Consider the following 24,075-nt stretch of genomic DNA (forward strand, 5'->3'; position numbering starts at 1 on the left):
AGACCGACGCGATCAAATTGCCGCGCGCCCGCTGCTTCTCAAGCAGCCTTCTTGCGGGTGTCGAAAACATGGTCGACGAGACCCCACGCCTTCGCCTCTTCGGCGGTCATGAAATAATCGCGGTCGAGCGTGCGCTCGACCTCCTCGTAAGTACGCCCGCAATGATGCGCATAAAGCTCGGTCATCCGCCGCTTGGTGCGCAGTATGCCTTCGGCGTGGCGCTGGATGTCGGAAGCCTGGCCCTGGAAGCCGCCCAGCGGCTGATGCAGCACGATGCTGGTGTTGGGCAGGGCGATGCGCCGCCCCGGCGTGCCGGCCATCAGCAGGAACGAAGCCATCGAGGCGGCAAAGCCCATGCAGACGGTCGACACCGGGCAGGAGATGTATTGCATCGTGTCGTAGATGGCGAAGCCGCTGGTCACCACGCCGCCCGGCGAGTTGATGTAGAGCGATATCTCCTTCTCGGGATTGTCGGATTCCAGCGACAGAAGCTGGGCGCAGACCAGCGCCGATACGCCGTCATTGATCTCGCCGTTGATGAAGACGATGCGTTCGCGCAGCAGCCGCGAAAAAATGTCGAAAGCGCGTTCGCCGCGGCTCGATTGCTCGATCACCATCGGCACCAGATTGGCAAGGCCGCTCATCTTTCTTCTCCGATTTCCCTGTTCAGGCCGCGCGCAGCAGCATGTACGGCGCATTCGCCGCGACAGGCAGTTTGGATTGGGGTGCATCGAGCGACAGCCGGCAGCCGGCGCCTGCCATGGCAAGCACAGGCGTTGCTGCCCGGGCGAACCCGTCATGGACAATACGCAGATGCGTGCCGCCCGAAATCGTACGGTCGAGGGTAAACGTGACGATGCTGTCGAACGCTTGGCTGGCATCGTCCGGCTCCGGCCGTTCGCGCCAGGAATAACGCAGCAGCCTGCCGGGCTCGGCATCGAGGACTTCGCAATCGATCGGCGCGTCCGGTCCGGCAAAGGCAAAGCGGCTGCCGATCTCGGGCCTGATGTCGTTGGGCATCATCCAGGCCGCGAGCAGCTTCGGCTCGGTCAGTGCGCGCCACACTTTCTCCGGCGGTTCCGGCAGCTCGCATTCGAATTCGAGCGAGTCCGCAGCGCTTTTCGCATTCTCTTTCAATGTCATGGGTCCATGTCCTTCAAAACAGCCTTCAGCCTTTCGATGCGCTCCGGCCAGAACGCACGGTAGCGCTCGATCCAGCCGAGCAGCGGGTCGAGCCCTTGCGGGTCGGCGCGGTAGTATGCGTTGCGGCCGGCCCGCCGTTCGGTGACCAGGCCGGCGCCGCGCAGCACCGCCAGATGCTGGGAGACCGCCGGCTGCGATACGGTCATGCCGGTGCGCAGTTCCGACACCGTCATCTCGCTGGCGGCAAGCCGCTCATAGACGGCGCGCCGCGTCGGGTCGGCAAGGGCGCGAAAAATCTCTGCTTCGATCATGGTCAAAGCATAAGTGTATACTTATTGGTTTGGCAAGTGCTGTTTTATGGCGCCGCCGGAAGCCAGCGTCTCACCGGCTCGGCAGATCCGTCAAAAACTGCCTCGAAGATCGGCGATGCCAGCACGGCATTGATGTGAAGCGTCTCGGTGCCGACGTTTCGAAAACCGTGCTTCCTCTCCGCAGGCACGAGAAGCGACTGCCCGGCCGTCAGCGTCATGCTGTCGTCGTCGATCCACATTTCGGCGGTTCCGCTGAGGACGGTAAGCACCTCCTCGACCGAGTGCCAATGTGTCGGAGCCCCAACCCCCGGCTGAACCCATTGTTCAAACAGGCAGAGCTGGCTGGCACCGTTGCCGGCGGAAACCTGCATCCGGGTTTCCACGCCCGCCCGCCATTGCTCTCGCGGGTGATCCATATGTGCGATGACTCTCATTCGCAGCCGCCGCCCTTTCGATCCCGACATATTCGCAATTTCAAACAGGCACCCTACCTCCTGGTGACATTCCTTGACAGCCGAGAGTGACAAGAATAGAACAAAAAAAGAACAAAAACCTTGTGGGAAAAGGCAGCCACAGCAGGCGGGGATTGTCCGTAGGCTGTAAGGTGCGGTCGGCAAAAATTTGTTTCGGATGAGCGCGGAGAAGTATGATGGCGGGTAGCATCAACAAGGTCATTCTGGTGGGCAATCTCGGGGCGGACCCGGAAATCCGCCGCCTGAACTCGGGTGAGCCGGTCGTCAACATTCGCATCGCCACCTCGGAAAGCTGGCGCGACAAGAATTCCGGCGAGCGCAAGGAAAAGACCGAGTGGCACAACGTCGTCATCTTCAACGACCAGATCGCCAAGGTCGCCGAGCAGTATCTGAAGAAGGGCATGAAGGTCTATGTCGAGGGCCAGTTGCAGACGCGCAAATGGCAGGACCAGACCGGCAATGACCGCTACACGACCGAAATCGTGCTGCAGAAATTCCGCGGTGAATTGCAGATGCTCGACGCGCGCGGCGAGGGCGGCGGCCAGGTCGGCAACTATGCCGGCGGCGGCAACAGCAGCCGTGGTTCCGATTTCGGCCAGTCCGGCCCGAACGAAGGTTTCAGCCGCGGCGGCGGTGGCGCCAAGGGCGGCGGCGGCGGTTCGTCGCGCGAGCTGGACGACGAAATCCCGTTCTGAGGCCAATCGACTGCAGGAGAGGGCGCCATGTCGCTGGGACCGCTGCTTGCCGCGCCCCCTCCAATTCCCTGGCATGCCTTCGCGGCCTTTGCCGCATTGGTGACCGGCGCCACGCAGCTGGCGCTGCCCAAGGGCACGACGCGCCATCGCGTCGTCGGCTATGTCTGGGCGGCGCTGATGCTTGTCATCGCCATCTCGAGTTTCTGGATCCAGGAGATACGCCTCATCGGTCCTTTCAGCCCGATCCATCTGCTGTCGATCCTGGTGCTGGTCACCGTGCCGCTGGCGGTGTGGTACGCGCACAGCCATAAGGTCAGCGCGCATCGTGGCGCCATGATCAAGCTCTATGTTTTCGCGCTGATCGGCGCCGGCATCTTTACGCTGCTGCCCGGCCGCATCATGCACGCGGTCGTGTTCGGCCAGTAGTCAGCGCGATGCGCTTGCAGGGAAGAAACCAGTGAAAGCACGGGTAAAGTGGGTCGAGGAACGCACCTTTGTCGGCGAATCCGGCAGCGGCCACAAGGTGGTGCTGGGCACCGCCTTCGAACCGGAAGGCAGGACGCCGGGACCAAGTCCGATGGAACTGGTGCTGATCGGCACTGGCGGCTGCTCGGCCTATGATGTCGTCCACATCCTGGAAAAGGGTCGCGAGGCGGTCGAGAACTGCGTCGTCGAGCTCGACGCCGAGCGAGCCGAGAAAGAGCCCAGGGTGTTCACCCGCATCCACATGCATTTCACCGTCAAGGGCAGGGCGCTCTCGCACGACAAGGTGAAGCGGGCGATCGACCTGTCGATCGAAAAATACTGCTCGGCGACTGCCATGATGGCCAAGACAGCGGTCGTTACGCACGATTTCGAACTGATCGACACCTCGGCGAAGTAGCATTGGCGGTTTGCCACGGGAGCAGAAACCGCGTCGGGGGACACTCCGGCCGCCGTGGGACATCCGGAATGGCCGTACGGATTAGTCTCAACGAGTGATACCGCCAGGAGCAGCGTCGTTTCAGACCCTGCGGGCTAGTGTTCCGTGGTTCCTTCTGCAGCGCGGGCCTCACCCGACTTGGCGTCTATCACTGCGTTTTGGAAGGTGGGATGCTGGGTCGCTGACGCCGACTATGCACCATGGAGGCGCACGATGGAGCCTGACGAGAAGGCCAAGGACGACGCGACGCTCCGTGACCACTCGCAAGAGGATGGGGCCGCCGAAGTCACCGAACCCGACCACGAAGAACGCGACATCTCTGAACGCGATGCCGCGGATCCACGTCATGTCGACATCGGCGTCAACCAGGCCTCGGAGACCAGCGACGATGTCGATATGGAGGTGTCGATCATCGGTTCGCGGCCCGCTATCGTCAAACTCGACGCGGAGGTCGATCAGAGCGGCGAAATAGATCAGGACGCAGAGATCGCGAGCGAAACGGGCGAGCCCAGCGGTCGGGACATCGACGTCGCGGCCGACCAGAGGCCCGAGGTCGATCAGAGAATAGAAGTCGATGTCGAAGTCAGCGAAGACGACGGGATCATCATCGTCGAGATCGATGCGGAGGTGGAGGACGATGTCGAAGTCGAGAGCGATCTGGATGTCGACGTGGACGATGATGACGAAGATAGCCTCGATGCCGAGATCAATCAGGAGACCGAAACTGACGGCAACGTCGATGTCGATGTGGAAGTCCGCGATGACCTCGATGCCGAGGTCGATGTAGACATCGCCGCCCTCATCAAGACCGCTTTGTTGGGCGCCGTCGATGTCGCGGAGAACGATGGCGCGGCCGACATCGATGTCGACCTTTACGAGAAAGCCGCCGTCGATGGAGATGTCGGGATCATCGTCGACTTGAGTGACATCGACGCCTGAACTTTCATGGCCTGAGCAGGAAAAGTGCGTAGCGGTTCTCCGTCCGGAATTGCGGAAAAACAAACACTTAGAATGGGTCGGCTGCTATCAAAAGCTGAACCGCTCTGGGGGAGCAAGCCGGGGTTCGCCCCGGCTTTTTCGTGCCTCGGCTCGCGCGGCAGCACCGCTTCGACTTTGGGTTGCCCGGAGTGGTGCACCTGTTCGGGTCGTCCATCATCCATAAGGACGAGCCAACCTGCACTGGCAATTGCCGTTTGGGCCGAATGCTCATTGGTAACTATTTTCCACAGCGTGAAACAGGGATGCTTGCTGCATCGGCGGGCTGCCTCAGGATCCGCTTGGATCGTAACCGTCGGTCCGCTCCGCAAGCAAGTGCTCGGCAGGGCGGCTGTCCTCGAACAGGGAGGGTGAACCCTTGTCTAAGAAAGCTTACGGCAAATTTGATCCGACCCAATTCAACATCGACGTCGATGCCGACATCGATCAGGACCTCGATCAGGATCAGGATCAGGACGTAGACGTCGATACCGACCAGGACTCCGACGTCGATATCGACAACGAAAATTATGCTGACATCGACAACAAGACCGACCAGGACGCAGACACCGACAACGACGCCAAGGCCCGCGCCGACGCCGACGACAAAAGCGATGCAGACGCCGACGCTGATGCCGACGGCGATGCCGACAACGACAACGACACCGACATCAAGGTCGATCAAGACAACGACAATGATGTGGATGTCGACCAGAAACAGCACGTCGACGTCGATGTCGACCAGGATCAGTACGCTGAACAGGACGCCGACATAGACGTGAATTTCGATTTCGCCTTCGCCTGATAAGTCTTGCTCGTAAGGGGCGTCCGGATTTCATCCGGGCGCTTCCCCGGGGCGGCCTGTGACGAGGCACGGCGGTGAGTGCGGCCTCGGGCTTGCCCTTCCCGCCGGCGCCGGGCCGCCACTCTGACGCCGCCGCGGAGACATGTCAGCCATGAGTTTCCCCAAGGCCTTTGCAACGACCGAAGTGGAGCGCGCATTCCATCATTGCAGGGTCTCGCTGCTCCTGGTCTTCGTGCTCAGCTTCTTCGTCAACCTGCTCGCTCTGACAGTCCCTCTCTATCTCCTGCATGTCTATGATCATGTCCTGTCGAGCCACAGCCTCGACACACTGGTAATGCTGACGATGATCGTGATCGTGGCGCTGGCGGTGCACGCAACACTCGAAGCGCTGCGTCGCGCGATCCTCGCCCGGATCGGCGTCTGGCTCGACGACCGGCTCCAGACCTCCGTTCTTGTAGCGGCTGTCCAGTCGGCCTTGCGTAGCGATCCGGCCGCGGCGGCGCAGGCCTGGCGTGACATCGGTGGCCTGCGCTCTTTCTTCGGCGGCAGCGCCTGCACCTCTCTGTTCGATCTGCCGTGGACGCCGATCTTCATTCTGGCAATGATCGTGTTGCATCCGCTTCTCGGCCTGATCGGCCTTGTCGCGTGTGTTGTCCTGTTCGGTCTGGCGGCGCTCAACGAGGTAGCGACTCGCAAGCCATTCGCCCGCTCCAGTGCCGCCTGGGCAGAGAGCCAGCACCGGTTCGAGGCGCTCCTGCGCAATGTCGAGGTCATCAGCGCCATGGGCATGCTGCCAGGGGTGGCCCGCCTGCTTAATGACGATCAGTCACAGGCGAAAGAGGCCCAGCTCTCCGCCGCCGCACGCGCCAACGTCATCCAGTCCCTCGCTCGCTTCGTCCGGCTGCTCGCCCAAGTCATCGTCATGGCCTGTGCCGCTTGGCTGGTGATCCTGCAGGACGTCAGCCCGGCGGCGATCTTTGCGACATCGATCCTGCTCGGGCGATCCCTGGCGCCGGTTGAGGCCGCCATCGGCACCTGGAAGGCGGTTTCGAGCGTGCGCCTGGGCTACGTCCGTCTCAGGAAGATCATGGCGGCTGCGCCGCAGCCTCGAAAAACCATGGAACTGCCACGCCCCAATGGGCAGTTGTCCGTTGAACAGGTAACCTTCCTGCCGCCGGGCGCGAACACGGCGGCGTTGCGCCGGCTGAGCTTTGTGGTCAACCCGGGGGAGATCCTGGGCGTGATCGGTCCTTCCGGAGCCGGAAAGTCGACCCTTGGACGCCTTATCTCCGGCACGATCGCTCCGACCGCCGGGCATGTGCGCCTTGACAGCGCGGACATGGGAATCTGGCTGGCCGCCGGCGGTCACCGACACTTCGGATATCTTCCGCAGGACATCGAGATCTTCGGCGGCACTGTCCGGGAGAACATAGCCCGCCTGCAGGATGCATCGGCCGATGAGGTGATCGCAGCCGCCGCCATGGTGGGGTTTCACGACACGATCATGCGGCTTCCGCTGGGCTATGAAACCGATATCGGTGAGGGCGGCATGAGGCTGTCCGGCGGGCAACGGCAGAGGCTTGGCCTTGCGAGGGCATTCTTCGGACATCCCCGCGTCATCGTGCTGGACGAGCCGAACGCCAGCCTCGACTTCGAAGGCGAAGAGGCTTTGCGGCAGGCGATCCAGGAGATGCGCCGACGGGGATCGACGATCATCATCATCGCCCAACGCCTTCGCGTCCTGAACATGTCCGACAAGGTTCTGGTGCTCGACAATGGCATGATGAACGCCTTCGGGAACCGTCGGGAAGTCGCCGGCAAGATCAAGACCGCGCGCGCCACCGTTCCGACCGGACAACAACAGATCATCACTGCCCGCAGCAGCGTCAGGCGCCTGGGCCGTGAGGGCGTCCTGGAGCCTGCACGGCACAAGACAGCGAAGAGGCCCGTTTCAGCGGAGCAATCCGGCGTGTCGTGAAACACTCAAGCCACATAGTTGCACTCTGCCTGGCGGCTATCCACTCGCAGCGGTCGAGAACGCTGATGCGCCGTTCGCGCCTCATCGGCGCAAAGATCCTGGCGGACGCCGGCATTTTCGTGATCGGCTTCGGCGCCGCCTGCCTTCGGTGGCTGGAATCGACGAGGGGGACGGCCGGACAATGGGTTTCATCGGCAAGGACGTCCTTAGCCGGCATCACCGCCAATTTTCCTTCAATCGTGTTTCCTTCAATCGTGCCGGTCGGTGACCGGCTGCGCGCAGGCCGGATGGCACTCGGCACGGTCATGACCAGGCGCCGAGGAGGCCTGGGAGCAGCCAACGCCCCGAACGGAGAAAGCAGGCACTTCAGCAACGGGCTCAGGGAGGAGCGCGCCACGATCGGCTGGAAACGCACCGTCACCAATGCGCATGCTTCTATCCCGCCGCCGCCGGCGACACCGTTCCATCGCCTGCGTCTGCTTTTCGCGAGCGCCTTTGCGGTCGTCGGCGTGTTCATGATCGGCTTCAGCGTCTGGGCGGCCTACGCCCCGTTGGAAAGTGCCGCAATCGCAGCGGGTGCCATCGAAGCCGAGTCGAGCCGCAAGACCATCCAGCATCTGGAGGGCGGTATAGTCGGGCGCATTCTGGTGAACGATGGCGATGTGGTGTACGCAGGCCAACCCCTCATCGGCCTTGACGACACGAAGTCCCGCGCCACCGTCCAGATGCTCCAGATGCAACTCTGGGACGCGCTGGCCCTGGAGGCACGCCTGGTGGCCGAGCGCGACGACCGGGAGCGCATCCAGTTTCCGCAGGACATCGTGGCGGCGGCCAGGAAGCATCCTGCCGCGGCGGGTATAGTCGCCGGGCAGACCCGGATCTTCGACACCCGCCGCAGGCTCAACTCATCGCGGATCGACATGATCCAGCGGCGCATAGCCCAGACCGAGCAGGAAATCGCCGGGCTGCGTTTTCAGGCCCAGGCGGCCACGTCGCGTGCGACGATCATCAAGGGAGAGATTGCCGACGTCGCCCCCCTGGTCGCCAAGCGCCTTCTGACACGCGGGCGTCTGCGGCAGCTGGAACGCGAACAGGCGGAGATCGATGGACGGATCGGCGAGGCGACGTCCCAGATATCACGTGCGGAACAGTCGGTCGGAGAATCGCAGGCGATGATCTTCAAGCTCGAGAGCGACCACCAAAGCGAGGTCGCGCAGAACCTGCGTGATACCCAGGCACAGATCCTGCAGTTCATTGAACGCATTCAGGCGGCAAGGGACGTGCTCGCCCGAACGATGGTTCGCGCGCCGGAGGCTGGCACCATCACCGATCTGCGCATCCATACGACCGGAGGGGTCATAGCTCCCGGCGAGCCGTTGGTAGACCTCGTTCCGAGTGATGACCGCCTTATCGTGCTGGTCCAGGTCAAACCGGAAGACATCGACCTGGTTCGTCCAGGTCTCCCGGCCCGCGTCCGGCTGCTGTCCTACAAGCATCGCCGCGTGCCACCCGTGGAGGGCGTCCTCACCTATGTCTCTGCAGACCGTTTGATCGATAGTGAAACGAGGCGGCCCTACTACACCGCCCGTGTCCGGATCACCGATGCTTCCCTGCGCGTATTGCCGGAGGTCGATATCATGCCGGGAATGCCTGTCGAAGTGCTGATCAAGACAGGACAATTCACGGTAGCCCATTACACGCTGCGCCCGGTTTTCGACGCCTTCGATCGTGCCTTTCGAGAGGATTGACGATGTATCGCGTCGACCCGGGCACTCGGCATCTCCCGCCCGCCATGGAATCCGATCCGGAGGAAATCGTCGGACCGGAGATGGCGCTTGCTGGCAGCTTTGCCGACACTCCCACGTTGCCGCCCCCAGTCGCCGTATCGGCGACTCAACCGGCAGTCGATTTGCCGCCTGTCGAGCAAGACACCGATTGGGAAGTCTCACCGATGCCGATAAAGGGGCCGGCGTCGTCCATCGTCTCCCATGGCGCGCAGGCACCTGGGGGAGACCCCGAGTGGCCCCATGTCATGCCCGTTTTGGTGGCCGAGAGCTTTGCTCCGCCGAAGCCGCCGGCGATCGCCCATCGGGACGTGGACAGCGAATCTGCCCACCCTGAGGAGGAAGGGCAGGATGAGCGGTCCGAGTTTGAAAGCGATGACGGCCATCGGCGGCACGACGCCGATGGCATACCTTCCGAATTCGACGACGTCGACAGCATCGACGTCACGCAAGTCGCGGTGGTCGAGCAGGACGCCAGCATCATCGTCAACGGCTATGTGGGCGACGTGGTCACGCGCCTGCAGATAGACCAGGACCTGATGATGCACCAGGACGCGGACATTTCCGTTATCATCGACGGCGACGGACATTTCCTCGTTCTGATCGATCAGGACATGCGCATCGATCAGGATGTCCAGATCGACGTCGATATGTTCGATGTCGACGGTGTGCTCTATGTGGATATTTTCCTGCGCGACACGATCGAGATTGAACAAGACACGGCTATCGACGTGCGCATCACCGACGGAGCTCCTGGCGGCGCGGTTGACGTGAACCAAAGCATCGAGATGGATCAAGACGTGGACATAGACGTCGACATCGAGGACGAGCTGGAAGAACGCTATGTCGTCGATGTGGGTGTCCTGGTCACGCAGACGATCGACGCCGATCAATGTGCTGTCGTGGACATCGAGGACTGGAACGGGGAAATCGACTTGGATCTGGACACCATCCAGGCGGCGACCGTCGAGCAGCAGACCATCGTGCAGGCCGATCTTGTTCTGATCTAGCCCAATCGACATTCATCGAGCTGGCCGCAAACTGCTTGGCTCTGCCCGCAATTCAAACGCATTTGAAACAAATGCGCTCAATCTTAACCATATCGCGAACTATCGGTAGATTAGCGCCAGCTAACACGGTTAGATGCCTTGGGGCGGCAATGACGGGGAAGCAATTGACTCTCTCGTTTTCGGCCGAGCAGAACGGCTCAGCGCATGACCACCCTTCCATTGTCGTTATCGACCACCATCCGCTATGGCGAAGTTGTCTGGCCCGGATTCTTCGCGCCGAGTTCCAGGAATTCGCCATCCTGGAGATCGAGACCGCGCACCATTGGGATTCCATCGTCGGCAAAGACATCAGCCTCGTGGCTCTCAACACAGGGAGCTCGATCGTTACGGACGAGCGGGTGCTGGAGAACCTCGCCTACCTTCGTCGATCGCTGCGCGAGGGATATCTCGTGCTGCTTACGGAGATCGACGAGTCGGCGATAACCGACGCGATGATCTTCGAACTCAGCAAATATGGCGTCAGGGGCTACATTGCGGCTTCCGCCTCCGTCGAGATCGCGCTCGCGGCCTTTCGGCTCGTGATGGCTGGCGGGGTCTATTTTCCACGATCGGTGATCATGAGCTGCTCTGACTGGACGCCGGTCTCACCTGAGAACATCGTCGCCCTGCACCCGAACGCGACCATGATCGGAATGGCGCCCGAGCCACCTGCCATCGCCAACACGGCCTGCGCCATATTCACGGAACGCGAGCGACAGGTTATGGCATCCTTGTTGCGCGGCCTGTCTAACAAGGTCATCGCCAGCGAACTCAATCTGTCGCAGAATACGGTCAAGTCGCACATCTCGCACATCATGCGAAAACTGCATGCGACAAACCGGACCGAAGCAGTCGTACTCTCCCAGCACGCCGGACCCGTTACAAATGGAGGGTTGTAGCGGGGCATTTCCGATGCCTGGGCGCGGCGGAGTTTGGGTTACCCCGCCATCAGCGCCTTGATGCCGTCGGCGACGAACTGCACGGCAAGCGCTGCCAGGATGACGCCGAGCAACCGGGTCAGGATCGAGCGGCCGGTCTGGCCGAGGATGCGGTCGATGCGCTCGGCCAGCACGAACACCAGATAGGTAATGGCAAGGCAGGCGAAGATGATGCCGACCAACGCTGCCTGCGCGCCAAACCCCTGGAACGAGCCGGACAGAAGCACGGTCGCCGAAATCGCGCCGGGACCGGCGATCAGCGGGATCGCCAGCGGGAAGGCGGCGATGTTGTGGATCATGTCCTTGGTGATGGCGACGTCGCCGATCTTCTCCTTGCGATCCTGCCGCCGCTCGAACACCATTTCGAAGGCGATGAAGAACAGCAGAAAACCGCCGGCGACGCGGAAGGCCGGCAGCGTGATGCCGAACACCGACAGGATCGAGGCGCCGGCAACGGCAAACAGCGCCATCACCAGGAAGCCGATGGTCGAGGCGCGCACGGAAACCTGCTGGCGCTCCTCGCGGTTCATGCCGCGTGTCACGGCGAGAAAGAGCGGCGCCAGCCCCGGCGGGTCGATGGTCACCAGGATGGTGACGAAGGCGTTGAACAGGCTGTCGAAGCTCGGCATCTTTCACCCCTCCCGCCGGGCAACGCCCGAACCCCCCAATTGGTAGAGCAAAGCAGGGGCGCTGGAAACAGCGCGGGAGGAGGATTTGAGCCGGCTAGCCGGCAGCGCTGCAGTAGGCTTCGATGCGGTAGCCATCCGGGTCGATGACGAAGGCGGCATAGTAGTTCTCGCCATAGTCGGCGCGCAGGCCGGGCGCGCCATTGTCGCGGCCGCCTTCGCTGAGCGCCGCCTTGTGAAACGCATCGACGCTTGCACGCGTTGGCGCGGCGAAGCAGAAATGCAGGCCGGACTTCGCATCCGCCATCACCGGCCGCGGCGCTTCATTCACCCAGAGCGCCACAGTTTCACCGCCATAGCCAAGTGAAACGGGTGACTGGCTGAGGCAAGAGTAGCCGAGCGGTTTCAGCGCGGCGTCGTAAAAATGTTTCGCGGCATTGGCGTCTCGGACGCCGATCGAGACATGGTCAAGCATAGTTTTCTCCATATTTGCAAATGGTTGGTTGATCAGGTTGAAGTCACGCGGCGAGCCAGGAACTCGACCTCAAGGCGCCAGTCCGTGCCGCCGTCATGCAAACACTCACCCAGCCAGCGGAACGAGTTCTCGGTGATCCGGAAAAAGCTCCAGCGCACGGAGGAGCCGCGGGCGTCGACGCCTTGCTGGACGATCGTGTCGCCTTCGGCGCGGCCGAGTTGGCGGCTGAAATACTGGTTGCGCGGGTCGCTCCAGAAAATGTGCCAGGCATCGACGCCAGGATCGTAGACGCGCAATGTGGTGCCGTAGAACGTCCATGTGCCGAGGGACGGTGAGGGACCGGCATCGCGCGCGGGCAGGATCCATACATCCTGGATCGCTTTGCCTTCCAGGACCCAGCCAAAATGCACCTCGCCGCGCCCGGTAAGCACCGTGCCGTCTTCGAGGTGGCGTGTGGCATCGAAAGTCCAGGCGCCGACGAAACGGCCGTAAAGCTTGAGCTTTTCAGCCAGGTCGGGGTTGGGTCCGTCGCTATGCAGGGCTTCGGCAAAGGGATCGATCATGGTTGCTGCCTCGTTTGTCAGGAGACCACGACCAATAGAGGCATGGCTGGGTTCAGCGCTTGGGAAAAATTGCTATCTTTCAAGCCATGACGACGAGCGAGCAAAACCTTGCATCGGGGCAGGGCTGGCATGTGCACGACGTGGTGTGCACCGCCGGCGCCGGCGACAGCCCGTTCGAGGAAGAGCACCGGACCTTCTGCGTCGCCGCGGTGACTCAAGGCACCTTCCGCTACCGCACGCGGCAGGGCATGGCGATGCTGGCGCCAGGCGCCATCCTGCTCGGCAATCCCGGCGCGTGCTATGAATGCGGCCATGAGCACGGAGCCGGCGACCGCTGCCTCTCCTTCCATTTTGCCCCGGCCTATATGGAAGCCATCGTCGCCGAGGTGCCAGGCGCGAGGCGACTTGGCTTCGGTACACCGCGCCTGCCGCCCTTCCCGGCACTGGCGCCGCTGCTGGCGGAAGCGGAGGCCGCGCGCGAGACGGCCGACAGCGATGCATTCGAGGAACTCGGTCTGCGCATTGCCGCAGCGGCGGTGGCCGTTGCCGCCGGTACCGCGAATGTCGGCCGTGCGCCGAGCCGCCGCGACCAGAAACGCGTCGCAGAAGCGGTGCGGCGGATCGAACTCGACGCCGACCAGCCGATTTCGCTGGCTGAACTTGCCGGCGAGACCGCGACCAGTCCTTATCATTTCCTGCGCACATTCCGGCACGTCGCCGGAATGACGCCTTATCAGTTCCTGCTGAAAACCCGGCTGCACCGGGCCGCGGTGCGGCTGCGCACGTCGGACGAGGCGATCTCTGCCATTGCCTTCGAGGTCGGCTTCAACGACCTGTCGACCTTCAACCGCCGCTTTCGGCGTGAAATGGGGCAGGCGCCTGGCGCCTATCGCGCCCGCCGGCGGATCGTCTAGCGTTCACCGCTTTGCCCCGGCGGCGGCGAAAAGCGCTTTGGCCATATCGTCGCAATCAACGGTATCCTTTTGAAATCGCCGCCGAAATTGTCTCTGGAAAAGCCGTCGCCGACATTGGAGTTTCGGCCGCGCTTCCTATATAAGCAGCCAGTGATTCCTGACTGGATTGTGACCTGATTTGACCGACCAGAAGACACCGCGCGGCGCCGACGGCGGCCCGACCGGCATCGAGCCGATATCCATCATCGAGGAGATGCAGCGCTCCTATCTCGATTACGCCATGAGCGTGATCGTCAGCCGTGCGCTGCCGGACGTGCGCGACGGCCTGAAGCCGGTGCATCGCCGCATCCTCTATGCCTCGCATGAGAGCGGCTACCACTGGAACCGCAAGTATGTGAAATCGGCGCGCCCGGTCGCCGACGTGATGGGTAAATACCATCCGCATGGCGACGCCTCGATCTATGACGCCCTGGTGCGGATGGCGCAGGACTGGTCGCTGCGCGTGCCGCTGATCGACGGGCAGGGCAATTTCGGCTCGATCGACGGTGATCCGCCGGCGGCGATGCGCTACACCGAGTCGCGCCTGACCAAGGTCGCGCACGAGCTGCTCGAGGATATCGACAAGGAAACCGTCGATTTCCAGGACACTTACGATGCATCGGGCAGCGAGCCGAAGGTGCTGCCGGCGCGCTTTCCGAACCTTCTGGTCAACGGCTCCGGCGGCATCGCCGTCGGCATGGCCACCAACATCCCGCCGCACAATCTCGGCGAAGTCTGCAACGGCGCCATTGCCATCATCGACAACCCGGCGATCGACCTGCCGGCGCTGATGGAAATCATCCCCGGGCCGGATTTCCCGACCGGCGGCATCGTGCTCGGCCGGTCCGGTATCTACAGCGCCTATTCGACCGGCCGCGGCTCCATCGTCATGCGCGGCAGGGTCAACATCGAACAGCGCGGCAACGACCGCGAGTCGATCATCATCACCGAGGTTCCCTATCAGGTGAACAAATCGTCGATGATCGAGAAGATGGCCGAACTTGTGCGCGACAAGCGCATCGAGGGCATTTCCGACATCCGCGACGAGAGCGACCGGCAGGGTTACCGCGTCGTCATCGAACTGAAGCGCGACGCCGTCGCCGACGTCATCCTCAACCAGCTTTACCGCTTCACGCCGCTGCAGACCTCGTTCGGCGCCAACATGGTGGCGCTGAATGGCGGCAAGCCGGAACTTATGACGCTGACCGATATGCTGAAGGCCTTTGTGGCCTTCCGCGAGGAGGTGATCACCCGGCGCACGAAATTCCTGCTGCGCAGGGCGCGCGAGAGCGCCCATGTGTTGGTCGGCCTCGCCATCGCGGTCGCCAACATCGACGAAGTCATCAAGCTGATCCGCGCAGCGCCTGATCCGCAGACGGCGCGCGAACAGTTGATGGAGCGGCGCTGGCCGGCCAGCGATGTCGAGTCGCTGATCCTGCTGATCGACGACCCGCGCCATCGCATCAACGAGGACGGCACCTACAATCTGTCCGAGGAGCAGGCGCGCGCCATCCTCGAACTTCGCCTGCAGCGCCTGACCGCGCTTGGCCGCGACGAAATCGCCGATAAGTTGAACACGATCGGCACCGAAATCGTCGACTATCTCGACATCCTGTCGTCTCGCGCCCGCGTCCAGCAGATCGTCAAGGACGAGCTTGCCGCCGTGCGCGACGAGTTCGGCACGCCGCGCCGCACCGAGCTCTCCGAGGGCGGGGCGGACATGGAAGACGAGGACCTGATCCAGCGCGAGGACATGGTCGTCACGGTCAGCCATTCCGGCTACATCAAGCGCGTGCCGCTGTCGCTCTACCGGGCGCAGCGCCGCGGCGGCAAGGGCCGCTCCGGCATGTCGACCAAGGAAGAGGATTTCGTCACCCGGCTGTTCGTCGCCAATACGCACACGCCGGTGCTTTTCTTCTCCTCGCGCGGCATCGTCTACAAGGAAAAGGTGTGGCGCCTGCCGATCGGCAACCCGCAGTCGCGCGGCAAGGCGCTGATCAATATGCTGCCGCTCGAGCAGGGCGAGCGCATCACCACGATCATGCCGCTGCCCGAGGACGAGACCAGCTGGGGCGAACTCGACGTGATGTTCGCCACCACGCGCGGCACCGTGCGCCGCAACAAGCTCTCCGACTTCGTCCAGGTCAACCGCAACGGCAAGATCGCCATGAAGCTGGAGGAGGAAGGCGACGAGATCCTCGGCGTCGAGACCTGCACCGACAATGATGACGTGCTTTTGACCGCAAGCTCCGGCCAGTGCATCCGCTTTTCGGTCGGCGACGTGCGCGTCTTCCAGAGCCGCAACTCGGTCGGCGTGCGCGGCATTGCCATGGCCGAGACCGACAGGGTGATTTCCATGGCGGTGATCGAGAATGTCGATGCTCCGCCGGCTGAACGCGCTGCCTATCTCAAGCGAGCGGCGGCCGAACGGCGGCTCGCCGCCGGCATTGCCGCCGGTGAGGAGGAAGAGATCGCGCTTACCAATGAGGAGATCGGCGAGGAGACGGAACTTTCCGACGAGCGTTACGAATTCCTGAAGGCGCATGAGCAATACGTGCTGACGGTGACCGAATATGGCTACGGCAAGCGCTCGTCGTCCTATGATTTCCGCCTGACCGGGCGTGGCGGCAAGGGCATCCGCGCCACAGACGTTTCGAAAGTGGCCGAGATCGGCCGGCTGGTTGCGACCTTCCCGGTCGGCAATGACGATCAGATCATGCTGGTCTCGGACGGTGGCACGGTCATCCGCGTGCCGGTCGAGGGCATCCGTTTTGCAAGCCGCGCCACCAAAGGCGTGACCATCTTCAATACCGCCGAAGGCGAGAAGGTGGTGTCTGTCGAGCGGATCTCGGAACCGCAGTCGGACGAGGAAGAGAGCGTCGAGGGCGAAGCGGATACCGCGGGCGGCGACGCCGGTCCGAACAACGCCGAATAGGCCTTAGAAACAGCGACGCCGGCCCGATGGGCCGGCGCGGTCGAAAACTCTTCGGCGAAAATGGCTTGCTAATTCAGAAGTGACGGTACGGCTTGCGGGGGCCGAAACCTTCGAAGCGCTTGGTGTTGGCCCTGGCGCGAACGCGCCCAGCTTCCTGATGCAGCCCGAATACAGTGGCGATCAGCATGGCGACGGTCATTGCGGTGGCTAGCATGTAGATCAGCATGTGCGTGTTCTCCTGCGCCTAATAACGGATAGATGGGAATTTGGTTTCATCATCTGAAGTGGCAACCTAGTGAACGCTGCGTGAAGCCTTCGTGATCAACGCATTCATCTGTCGTTCATGTCTGCGAAAAGGTTCACGGATGTTATCTCGATCGGGATTTGCCTTCCGCCCGCGCGCCCGCTAGAAGCACCAGCCATGACCGAACGCATCGCCCTCTATGCCGGCTCCTTCGACCCGCTGACCAACGGCCATCTCGACGTGCTGAAGGCCTCGCTGGCCGTCGCCGACATCGTCTACGCGGCGATCGGCATCCATCCCGGCAAGAAGCCGCTGTTTTCGTTCGAGGAACGGGTCAAGTTGATCGAGACCGCCACCAAGGCCGAATTCGGCAGTGACGGCGCCCGCATCAGGGTCGTGGCCTTCGACGGGCTGGTCATCGACGCGGCCAGGAGAGAGGGCGCATCGATCATGATCCGCGGCCTGCGCGACGGCACCGACCTCGACTATGAGATGCAGATGGCTGGCATGAACGAGACCATGGCGCCGGAACTGCAGACGGTTTTTCTGCCTGCCAGCCCTTCGGTCAGAACCATTACCGCCACACTTGTCCGCCAGATAGCTTCGATGGGAGGCGACATCCGCCCCTTCGTGCCGGCGGCGGTTGCCGGTGCGCTCACCGCCAAATTCGCAAAATAGGTTTCTCGGAGAAGACCATGCAGCTGAAAAAGCTCGCCTCGTTCCTCGTCGTGCTTGTCGGTCTCGTGACCGCATCCGTTTCGGCCTTCGCCGCCGATGCGGAAAACACCATGATCATCACGCTGAAGGACGGCGACGTCACCATCGCCCTGCGTCCCGACCTCGCGCCCAAGCATGTCGCGCAGATCAAGAAGCTGGTGCGCGAAGGCGCCTACGACAATGTCGCCTTCCATCGTGTCATCGACGGCTTCATGGCGCAGACCGGCGACGTCAAGTTCGGCAACATGAAGAAGGGCTTCAACTCCCAGGCTGTCGGCACCGGCGGTTCCGATCTTCCTGACTTGCCGGCCGAGTTCTCGCAGAGCGAACACTACAAGCGCGGCGTGGTCGGCATGGCCCGCTCGCAGGATCCGAACTCGGCCAACTCGCAGTTCTTCATCATGTTCGCGCCGGCGCCGCCGCTCGATGGCCAGTACACCATCGTCGGCAATGTCGTCAGCGGCATGGAACTGGTCGACAACATCAAGAAGGGGGACGAGGCCGACAACGGTACGGTTACCGACCCCGACCGGATGATCAAAGTGCGCATTGCCGCCGACAAATAAATCTGTTTTTTCAAAAGGATATCTGACATGGCTGAGATCAAGGACCGCGAAAACGCGCTCATCATGGAAACGACCAAGGGCCAGGTCGTCATCGAACTTTTGCCCGATCTGGCGCCCGGACACGTCGCCCGCATCAAGGAACTGACACGCGAAGGCGCCTATGACGGCGTGGTCTTCCACCGCGTCATCGACGGCTTCATGGCGCAGACCGGCGACGTCAAGTTCGGCAATTCCTCGAAGCCGACTTTTGCGCCGTCCCGCGCCGGCATGGGCGGCTCCGAGAAGCCGGACCTGAAGGCCGAGTTCTCCAACGCCAACCATGCCCGCGGCACCTGCTCGATGGCCCGGGCCCAGAACCCGAATTCGGCCAACTCGCAGTTCTTCATCTGCTTCGACGACGCCGCCTTCCTCAACCGTCAGTACACGGTCTGGGGCCAGGTCATCGAAGGCATGGACAATGTCGACAAGATCAAGCGCGGCGAGCCGGTGCAGGATCCCGACAAGATCGTGTCGCTGAAGGTCGCGGCCGACATCAAGTAAGGCAAGACGATGATGGGCGCTGTCTGGTCCCTGCTCGGCATACTGTCCGGCGCCTTCATCGCCGTACAGGCGCCCATCAATTCGCAGCTGGCGCGCGGCCTGGGTCTCCCGGTTGCCGCGGCCGCATTCTCCTTCCTGTCCGGCGCCATCGTGCTCGGCATCATCGCCGTCGCGGTAGGGAAGCTTCAGGGCATCTCGCTCGACTGGAAGGCGCCGGCGCCCTGGCTGTTCGTTGCCGGCGGTATGCTCGGCGGCTTCTACGTCACACTTTCGACCATCCTGACGCCGCGCATCGGCGCCGCCGCCCTGATGGCGTTCCTGGTGGCCGGGCAGTTGCTGGCCGGCATGCTCATCGACCGAGCCGGCTTCCTTGGCGTCGCCGTGCGCGAGATTTCGCTCGGCCGTGTCGCCGGTGCGGTTCTGCTGCTGGCCGGAGCGCTGCTTATCCGGCTTTACTGATGCGCGTCGATCTCTTCGATTTTGAATTGCCGGAGGAGCGTATTGCGCTGCGACCAGCCGAACCGCGCGACAGCGCGCGCATGCTGGTGGTCAAGCCCGGTGAAGGGCTCGGCGACCGGACGGTGCGCGACCTGCCGTCGTTTCTCGAAGCCGGCGACGTGCTGGTCTTCAACGATACCAAGGTCATTCCGGCGCAGCTCAAAGGCATCAGACGGCGCGGCGAGGCGCAGGCGCAGGTCGAGGCCACATTGCACATGCGCGTGGCGCCAGACCGCTGGCAGGCCTTCATGCGGCCGGGTAAGCGCGTCGCTGCCGGCGACCGCATCCATTTCGGCCATGACGGCAATTCCTGTTTCCTCGGCCAGCTCGACGCCACGGTGATCGAGAAGGGCGAGGCCGGCGAGGTGCTGCTCGGCTTCGATCTGTCCGGCGCGTTCCTCGACGAGGCGCTGCATGCCGTGGGTCATATCCCGCTGCCGCCCTATATCGCCTCCAAGCGCGACGACGACGATCGCGACCGCAGCGACTACCAGACCATCTATGCCAGGGAGGAGGGTGCGGTCGCGGCACCCACGGCCGGCCTGCATTTCACGCCGGAACTGTTTGCAGCACTTGATGCCAAAGGCATCGAACGCCGCTTCGTCACCTTGCACGTCGGCGCCGGCACCTTCCTGCCGGTCAAGGCCGACGACACCGCCGACCACAAGATGCATGCCGAAACCGGCTCTGTCAGTCAGGACACCGCCGAGGCGCTCAACGCTGCAAAGGTGAGGGGCGGACGCATCATCGCCGTCGGCACGACCTCGCTGCGGCTGCTGGAGAGCGCTGCAAACCCGGACGGCATGCTGGCCGCATGGTCGGGGCCGACCGACATCTTCATCACCCCTGGCTACCGCTTCAGGACGGCCGACATGCTGATGACCAATTTCCATCTGCCGCGCTCGACGCTGTTCATGCTGGTTTCGGCCTTCTCCGGCCTCGAGACGATGCGCGCGGCCTATGCGCATGCCATCGACAACAGCTACAGGTTCTACTCCTACGGAGATGCAAGCCTGCTTTACCGAGCGGAGACGAGCGATGGACGATGACCTCGACGTTTTGGATCGCGACGCCCTGATCGCGGAAGTGAAGAGATTGCGCGCCGGCATTCGTGCGCACCGCGACGCCACGGGACATGATCTGTGCTGGCATCACCCTGATTTGTGGGACCTGTTGCCGGAAAAGACCGAACCGGCGATCGCGGTGCCGCCCTGGCCGAAATTCATGCGCGGCTGCATCCGCTACCGGCAGTCGCTGGACAAACAGGCACCCGGCGCGCCGATGCACGACAAGGAATTCAATGGCTGAGGCATTCTCCTTCAAGGTGCTGGCAGCGGACGGCAAGGCGCGGCGCGGCGTGATCGACATGCCGCGTGGTGAGATCCGCACGCCGGCCTTCATGCCGGTCGGCACCGGCGGCACCGTCAAGACCATGTATATGGACCAGGTGCGCGACCTCGGCGCCGATATCATCCTGGGCAACACCTATCACCTGATGCTGCGGCCCGGCGCCGAGCGCGTGGCGCGGCTCGGCGGCCTGCACGAATTTGCCCGCTGGCCGCACCCGATCCTGACCGACAGCGGCGGTTTTCAGGTGATGTCGCTGTCGAAGCTGAGGAAGCTGACGGAAAAGGGCGTCACCTTCCGCTCGCATATCGACGGCGCCGCCTATGAGATGTCGCCCGAACGCTCGATCGAGATCCAGGGGCTGCTCGATTCCGACATCCAGATGCAGCTCGACGAATGTACGGCGCTGCCGGCCAAGGAGAAGGAAATCGAGCGCGCGATGGAATTGTCGCTGCGCTGGGCCGAGCGCTGCAAGGCGGCGTTCGGCGACCAGCCGGGCAAGGCGATGTTCGGCATCGTCCAGGGCGGTGACGTGCCGTCGCTCAGGGTGCGCTCGGCGCAAGCGCTGAAGGTGATGGAGCTGAAGGGCTATGCCGTCGGCGGCCTGGCCGTCGGTGAGCCGCAAGCGGTGATGCTCAACATGCTCGACATCACCTGCGCCGAACTGCCTGAAGACAAGCCGCGCTATCTGATGGGCGTCGGCACGCCGGACGACATCATTAAGTCTGTGGCGCGCGGCATCGACATGTTCGATTGCGTGATGCCGACCCGCGCCGGCCGCCACGGCCTCGCATATACCAGGCGCGGCAAGGTCAATCTCCGCAATGCCCGCCATGCCGACGATCCGCGCCCGCTGGACGAGGAAAGCGACTGCCCGGCCGCGCGCGACTATTCGCGCGCCTATCTGCATCATCTGGTGCGCTCGCAGGAGGCGTTGGGCGCGATGCTACTGACCTGGAACAATCTTTCTTATTACCAGAATCTGATGCACGACATCCGCGCCGCAATCGAAGCCGGCGCCTTCGAAGCGCGCGCGACGGAGATTTCCGAAGGCTGGGCACGGGGCGATATCCCGGCGAACTGATCGGGTTCAGGTGCTTACCGAGGTCGACGCGCGCAGGCTGCAGCCGGTGATCTGGAAACTGCCGTCGGGCTGCTGCTCCAGCGTATAGACCGCCTCGTAGTCCTTGCCGTCCGGCCCGACGATCAGCACCTGTTGGACGATCGAGGTCGGGCCCGTCTGCTGCACCTTGCCGAAGGAATAGTTCTGCGGCTGGCGCACCGGCGCGTAGCCATTGGTCACCATGTTCATGAAGGTGTCGACGGTCGGGAATATGCGCTTCACGTTCGGCGCGGCGAAACTGTAGGCGGTGGCGCCGTCATTGGCGATGAAGGCTTTCAGTTGGCTGTCGATGACCGTCTGCGCCGCCTTGATCTCGGCATCGCCGGCAAACGCCGAAGACACTAGAAGGAACGGAACGACTGCGAATGCCAGTAAGGTGCGGCGCATGGCCTGCCTCCGGTGTCCCCAGGGAAATCGCTGTTCGAAGACGACACTATACCATACGCATTGCAGCGCTCCGCGGTTTCAACAAGGGCGCAACAATCGCAACGATACGCCAGCCTCGGCAGCCTGAGCGCCCCAAATGCTTGAAAGCCGGGCGGCAGTCTGCCACAAGGGCCGCTTATTCGCGCAGAGACTAGGCAGGACCGGGCAATGAAGGCGTTTTTCGTGCAGATAAAGTGCGACCTGGGCAAGGCCTATGAGGTTGCCGGCGCGCTCGCCGATGCCGAGATCGCCTCGGAAATCTATTCGACCGCCGGCAATTACGACCTGCTCGCCAAATTCTACGTCGAGGACGAAGAAGACATCGGCCACTTCGTCAACGAGAAGGTGCAGATTCTGCCCGGAATCAAGGACACGTTTACCGTCGTTACCTTCCGGGCCTTCTGACCGAATCGAGGCTTGCCCGGGCGCAAGGCAGAGCCTGACCCGACCCTGTCGGCGCTGCCTTAATCTTAGGCAGTTCTGACATACTGACCGCCGGCGTGCCCCAAATCACCGATTGCGCTTGATTTTCTCCGGCGACGCCAGTGAAATGGCGTCACAGGGGAGTATGCGATTGGCAGCGTTCGACGAAATGCTTCCGGAAGTTTCCGGATTGAGAAAACCGTATTCGGCTTACGACCGCTGGCTGAAGGAGCAGGATCCGGCCAGGCTTACCGAGAAAATGCAGGATGCCGAGCGCGTCTTCCGCAAAACCGGCATCACCTTCGCCGTCTACGGCGAACAGGAAGCCTCCGAGCGACTGATCCCTTTCGACATCGTTCCGCGCATCATATCAGGCAATGAATGGCGCCGGCTGACGCAAGGCATCGAGCAGCGCGTGCAGGCGCTCAACGCCTTCCTCGACGATATCTATCACCGCCAGGAAATCCTGCGCGCTGGCCGAGTGCCCAGGGAGCTCGTCGCCAAGAACGAGGCCTTCCTGCCGGAGATGATCGGGGTCAGGCCGCCGGCCGGCGTCTACACCCACATTATCGGCGTCGACATCGTCCGCATCTCAGAGAACGAATTCTACGTGCTGGAGGACAATGCCCGCACGCCCTCCGGCGTCTCCTACATGCTGGAAAACCGCGAGACGATGATGCAGCTCTTCCCCGAGCTGTTCCAGCAGATCAAGGTGCGGCCGGTGGAAAACTATCCGCAGCTGCTGCGCCAGTCGCTGGCGGCGGTGCGACCGCAGAGCACCAAGGGCACCCCGACCATCGCCGTGCTGACGCCCGGCAGCTACAACTCCGCCTATTTCGAACACGCCTTCCTGGCCGACCAGATGGGCGTGCAATTGGTCGAAGGCCAGGATTTGCGCGTCGTCGACGGCCATGTCGCCATGCGCACCACCGAAGGCTACAAGCAGATCGACGTGCTCTACCGCAGGGTGGATGATTCTTTCCTCGACCCGCTGACCTTCCGTCCCGACTCGGCCCTTGGCGTGCCCGGCATCATGGACGTCTACCGCGCTGGCAACATCACCATCGCCAATGCGCCGGGAACCGGCATCGCCGACGACAAGGCGATCTATTCCTACATGCCCGAGATCGTCGAATTCTATACCGGCCGCAAGGCGATCCTCGGCAACATCCCGACCTGGCGCTGCTCGGAGGCTGACAGCCTGAAATACGTGCTCGAGCACATCCACGAGCTGGTGATCAAGGAAGTGCACGGCTCCGGCGGCTACGGCATGCTGGTCGGACCGGCGGCGACCAAGAAGGAATGCCAGGATTTCGCCAAGAAACTCCAGGCCAAGCCGTCTAACTACATCGCCCAGCCGACGCTGGCGCTGTCGACCTGCCCGATCCTGACCGAAAAAGGCCTGTCGCCGCGCCATGTCGACCTCAGACCCTATGTGCTGGTCTCCGACCGTATCCAGATCGTGCCCGGCGGATTGACCCGTGTGGCGCTGAAGGAAGGTTCGCTGGTCGTGAATTCCTCGCAAGGTGGCGGCACCAAGGACACCTGGGTGCTCGATGACTGATT

The 24,075-nt window shown here is 62.7% G+C and carries 29 protein-coding genes; 20 read left to right on the forward strand and 9 right to left on the reverse strand.

The genetic code is table 11. The annotated features are described in order from the left end of the window. Positions 1-38 precede the first annotated feature (38 nt). Genes A6B35_RS18345 through A6B35_RS18360 form a run of 4 tightly spaced genes read right to left on the reverse strand, consistent with a single transcriptional unit; the run spans position 39 to position 1,918 of the window. The gene (locus tag A6B35_RS18345) at positions 39-644 is read right to left on the reverse strand and encodes an ATP-dependent Clp protease proteolytic subunit (RefSeq protein ID WP_006202045.1); all 606 of its coding nucleotides are present in this window, start codon (positions 642-644) and stop codon (positions 39-41) included. Positions 645-666: 22 nt separating this feature from the next. After that, complete coding sequence (locus A6B35_RS18350) at positions 667-1,143, reverse strand: SRPBCC family protein (RefSeq protein ID WP_006202046.1); 477 nt, start codon at positions 1,141-1,143, stop codon at positions 667-669. Next, entirely contained in the window at positions 1,140-1,454 is a 315-nt protein-coding gene (locus tag A6B35_RS18355) for an ArsR/SmtB family transcription factor (RefSeq protein WP_006202047.1), read from the reverse strand. The genes A6B35_RS18350 and A6B35_RS18355 overlap by 4 nt, the downstream gene beginning before the upstream one ends. Before the next feature lie 44 nt (positions 1,455-1,498). Then, the gene (locus A6B35_RS18360) at positions 1,499-1,918 is read right to left on the reverse strand and encodes a cupin domain-containing protein (protein ID WP_244425921.1); all 420 of its coding nucleotides are present in this window, start codon (positions 1,916-1,918) and stop codon (positions 1,499-1,501) included. 185 nt (positions 1,919-2,103) lie between these two features. Here A6B35_RS18360 and ssb point away from each other — a divergent pair, with 185 nt between their 5' ends. From ssb to A6B35_RS35640, 9 genes are all read left to right on the forward strand, one after another. Beyond that, complete coding sequence (gene ssb, locus A6B35_RS18365; protein ID WP_006202049.1) at positions 2,104-2,622, forward strand: single-stranded DNA-binding protein; 519 nt, start codon at positions 2,104-2,106, stop codon at positions 2,620-2,622. Positions 2,623-2,649: 27 nt separating this feature from the next. Beyond that, positions 2,650-3,048: a DUF2306 domain-containing protein gene (locus A6B35_RS18370; RefSeq protein ID WP_006202050.1), complete on the forward strand. Its 399-nt coding sequence runs from the start codon at positions 2,650-2,652 to the stop codon at positions 3,046-3,048. Positions 3,049-3,079: 31 nt separating this feature from the next. Further along, a complete protein-coding gene (locus A6B35_RS18375; protein ID WP_006202051.1) occupies positions 3,080-3,505 on the forward strand; it encodes an OsmC family protein in 426 nt (141 codons plus the stop codon). Positions 3,506-3,757: 252 nt separating this feature from the next. Then, the gene (locus A6B35_RS18380) at positions 3,758-4,483 is read left to right on the forward strand and encodes a hypothetical protein (RefSeq protein ID WP_006202052.1); all 726 of its coding nucleotides are present in this window, start codon (positions 3,758-3,760) and stop codon (positions 4,481-4,483) included. Between the two features lie 415 nt (positions 4,484-4,898). Continuing rightward, a complete protein-coding gene (locus tag A6B35_RS35635; protein WP_006202053.1) occupies positions 4,899-5,324 on the forward strand; it encodes a hypothetical protein in 426 nt (141 codons plus the stop codon). Between the two features lie 232 nt (positions 5,325-5,556). Beyond that, positions 5,557-7,302, forward strand: a complete 1,746-nt coding sequence (locus tag A6B35_RS18390) for a type I secretion system permease/ATPase (RefSeq protein ID WP_244425923.1) — start codon at positions 5,557-5,559, stop codon at positions 7,300-7,302. 65 nt (positions 7,303-7,367) lie between these two features. Then, positions 7,368-9,050 carry an HlyD family type I secretion periplasmic adaptor subunit gene (locus tag A6B35_RS18395; RefSeq protein ID WP_006202055.1) on the forward strand — a complete coding sequence of 561 codons (1,683 nt, stop codon included), beginning with the start codon at positions 7,368-7,370 and terminating at the stop codon, positions 9,048-9,050. 2 nt (positions 9,051-9,052) lie between these two features. Beyond that, complete coding sequence (locus tag A6B35_RS18400; protein WP_065518231.1) at positions 9,053-10,096, forward strand: hypothetical protein; 1,044 nt, start codon at positions 9,053-9,055, stop codon at positions 10,094-10,096. Positions 10,097-10,245: 149 nt separating this feature from the next. Beyond that, positions 10,246-11,034, forward strand: a complete 789-nt coding sequence (locus A6B35_RS35640) for a response regulator transcription factor (RefSeq protein WP_085983161.1) — start codon at positions 10,246-10,248, stop codon at positions 11,032-11,034. A 38-nt stretch (positions 11,035-11,072) separates the two neighbouring features. Here the strand turns inward: A6B35_RS35640 and A6B35_RS18410 are convergent, their stop codons facing one another. The 3 genes from A6B35_RS18410 to A6B35_RS18420 all read right to left on the reverse strand — a co-directional run bounded on the left by A6B35_RS18410 (position 11,073) and on the right by A6B35_RS18420 (position 12,737). Beyond that, on the reverse strand, positions 11,073-11,702 hold the full coding sequence (locus tag A6B35_RS18410) for a MarC family protein (RefSeq protein WP_006202058.1): 630 nt from the start codon (positions 11,700-11,702) through the stop codon (positions 11,073-11,075). Between the two features lie 94 nt (positions 11,703-11,796). Next, positions 11,797-12,174, reverse strand: coding sequence for a VOC family protein (locus A6B35_RS18415; protein WP_006202059.1), 378 nt, complete (start codon positions 12,172-12,174; stop codon positions 11,797-11,799). Positions 12,175-12,206: 32 nt separating this feature from the next. Continuing rightward, the gene (locus A6B35_RS18420; protein WP_006202060.1) at positions 12,207-12,737 is read right to left on the reverse strand and encodes a hypothetical protein; all 531 of its coding nucleotides are present in this window, start codon (positions 12,735-12,737) and stop codon (positions 12,207-12,209) included. Between the two features lie 86 nt (positions 12,738-12,823). Here A6B35_RS18420 and A6B35_RS18425 point away from each other — a divergent pair, with 86 nt between their 5' ends. Together A6B35_RS18425 and gyrA are read left to right on the forward strand one after the other, a co-directional pair. Continuing rightward, positions 12,824-13,651 (forward strand): helix-turn-helix transcriptional regulator, encoded by an 828-nt coding sequence (locus A6B35_RS18425; RefSeq protein WP_006202061.1) that lies wholly within the window; start codon positions 12,824-12,826, stop codon positions 13,649-13,651. A gap of 178 nt (positions 13,652-13,829) precedes the next feature. Beyond that, positions 13,830-16,625 (forward strand): DNA gyrase subunit A, encoded by a 2,796-nt coding sequence (gene gyrA / locus A6B35_RS18430; RefSeq protein ID WP_006202062.1) that lies wholly within the window; start codon positions 13,830-13,832, stop codon positions 16,623-16,625. A gap of 73 nt (positions 16,626-16,698) precedes the next feature. Here the strand turns inward: gyrA and A6B35_RS34585 are convergent, their stop codons facing one another. Further along, positions 16,699-16,851: a hypothetical protein gene (locus A6B35_RS34585; RefSeq protein WP_006202063.1), complete on the reverse strand. Its 153-nt coding sequence runs from the start codon at positions 16,849-16,851 to the stop codon at positions 16,699-16,701. A 195-nt stretch (positions 16,852-17,046) separates the two neighbouring features. On the opposite strand from A6B35_RS34585, the gene coaD reads away from it, so the two are divergent. From coaD to tgt, 7 genes are all read left to right on the forward strand, one after another. Continuing rightward, on the forward strand, positions 17,047-17,547 hold the full coding sequence (coaD, locus tag A6B35_RS18435; protein ID WP_006202064.1) for a pantetheine-phosphate adenylyltransferase: 501 nt from the start codon (positions 17,047-17,049) through the stop codon (positions 17,545-17,547). A gap of 110 nt (positions 17,548-17,657) precedes the next feature. Beyond that, positions 17,658-18,152 (forward strand): peptidylprolyl isomerase, encoded by a 495-nt coding sequence (locus tag A6B35_RS18440; RefSeq protein ID WP_425277656.1) that lies wholly within the window; start codon positions 17,658-17,660, stop codon positions 18,150-18,152. A 27-nt stretch (positions 18,153-18,179) separates the two neighbouring features. Then, complete coding sequence (locus A6B35_RS18445; RefSeq protein WP_006202066.1) at positions 18,180-18,692, forward strand: peptidylprolyl isomerase; 513 nt, start codon at positions 18,180-18,182, stop codon at positions 18,690-18,692. Between the two features lie 9 nt (positions 18,693-18,701). Beyond that, positions 18,702-19,151 carry a DMT family transporter gene (locus A6B35_RS18450; protein WP_040582721.1) on the forward strand — a complete coding sequence of 150 codons (450 nt, stop codon included), beginning with the start codon at positions 18,702-18,704 and terminating at the stop codon, positions 19,149-19,151. Next, positions 19,151-20,239, forward strand: coding sequence for a tRNA preQ1(34) S-adenosylmethionine ribosyltransferase-isomerase QueA (gene queA / locus A6B35_RS18455; protein WP_006202068.1), 1,089 nt, complete (start codon positions 19,151-19,153; stop codon positions 20,237-20,239). Before A6B35_RS18450 ends, queA begins: the two co-directional genes overlap by 1 nt. Then, a complete protein-coding gene (locus A6B35_RS18460) occupies positions 20,229-20,498 on the forward strand; it encodes a hypothetical protein (protein WP_006202069.1) in 270 nt (89 codons plus the stop codon). The genes queA and A6B35_RS18460 overlap by 11 nt, the downstream gene beginning before the upstream one ends. Then, the gene (gene tgt / locus A6B35_RS18465; protein WP_006202070.1) at positions 20,491-21,621 is read left to right on the forward strand and encodes a tRNA guanosine(34) transglycosylase Tgt; all 1,131 of its coding nucleotides are present in this window, start codon (positions 20,491-20,493) and stop codon (positions 21,619-21,621) included. Before A6B35_RS18460 ends, tgt begins: the two co-directional genes overlap by 8 nt. 6 nt (positions 21,622-21,627) lie before the next feature. Here tgt and A6B35_RS18470 read toward each other — a convergent pair whose 3' ends face one another. Then, positions 21,628-22,047 (reverse strand): DUF4864 domain-containing protein, encoded by a 420-nt coding sequence (locus A6B35_RS18470; protein WP_006202071.1) that lies wholly within the window; start codon positions 22,045-22,047, stop codon positions 21,628-21,630. Between the two features lie 207 nt (positions 22,048-22,254). Here A6B35_RS18470 and A6B35_RS18475 point away from each other — a divergent pair, with 207 nt between their 5' ends. Both A6B35_RS18475 and A6B35_RS18480 read left to right on the forward strand, forming a co-directional pair. After that, the gene (locus A6B35_RS18475; protein ID WP_006202072.1) at positions 22,255-22,491 is read left to right on the forward strand and encodes an Lrp/AsnC family transcriptional regulator; all 237 of its coding nucleotides are present in this window, start codon (positions 22,255-22,257) and stop codon (positions 22,489-22,491) included. A 169-nt stretch (positions 22,492-22,660) separates the two neighbouring features. Further along, the gene (locus A6B35_RS18480) at positions 22,661-24,073 is read left to right on the forward strand and encodes a circularly permuted type 2 ATP-grasp protein (RefSeq protein ID WP_006202073.1); all 1,413 of its coding nucleotides are present in this window, start codon (positions 22,661-22,663) and stop codon (positions 24,071-24,073) included. Positions 24,074-24,075: the final 2 nt, after the last annotated feature.

Origin of the sequence: Mesorhizobium amorphae CCNWGS0123 (assembly GCF_001686985.1) — a bacterium.
In the GTDB taxonomy this organism is placed as follows: domain Bacteria; phylum Pseudomonadota; class Alphaproteobacteria; order Rhizobiales; family Rhizobiaceae; genus Mesorhizobium; species Mesorhizobium amorphae.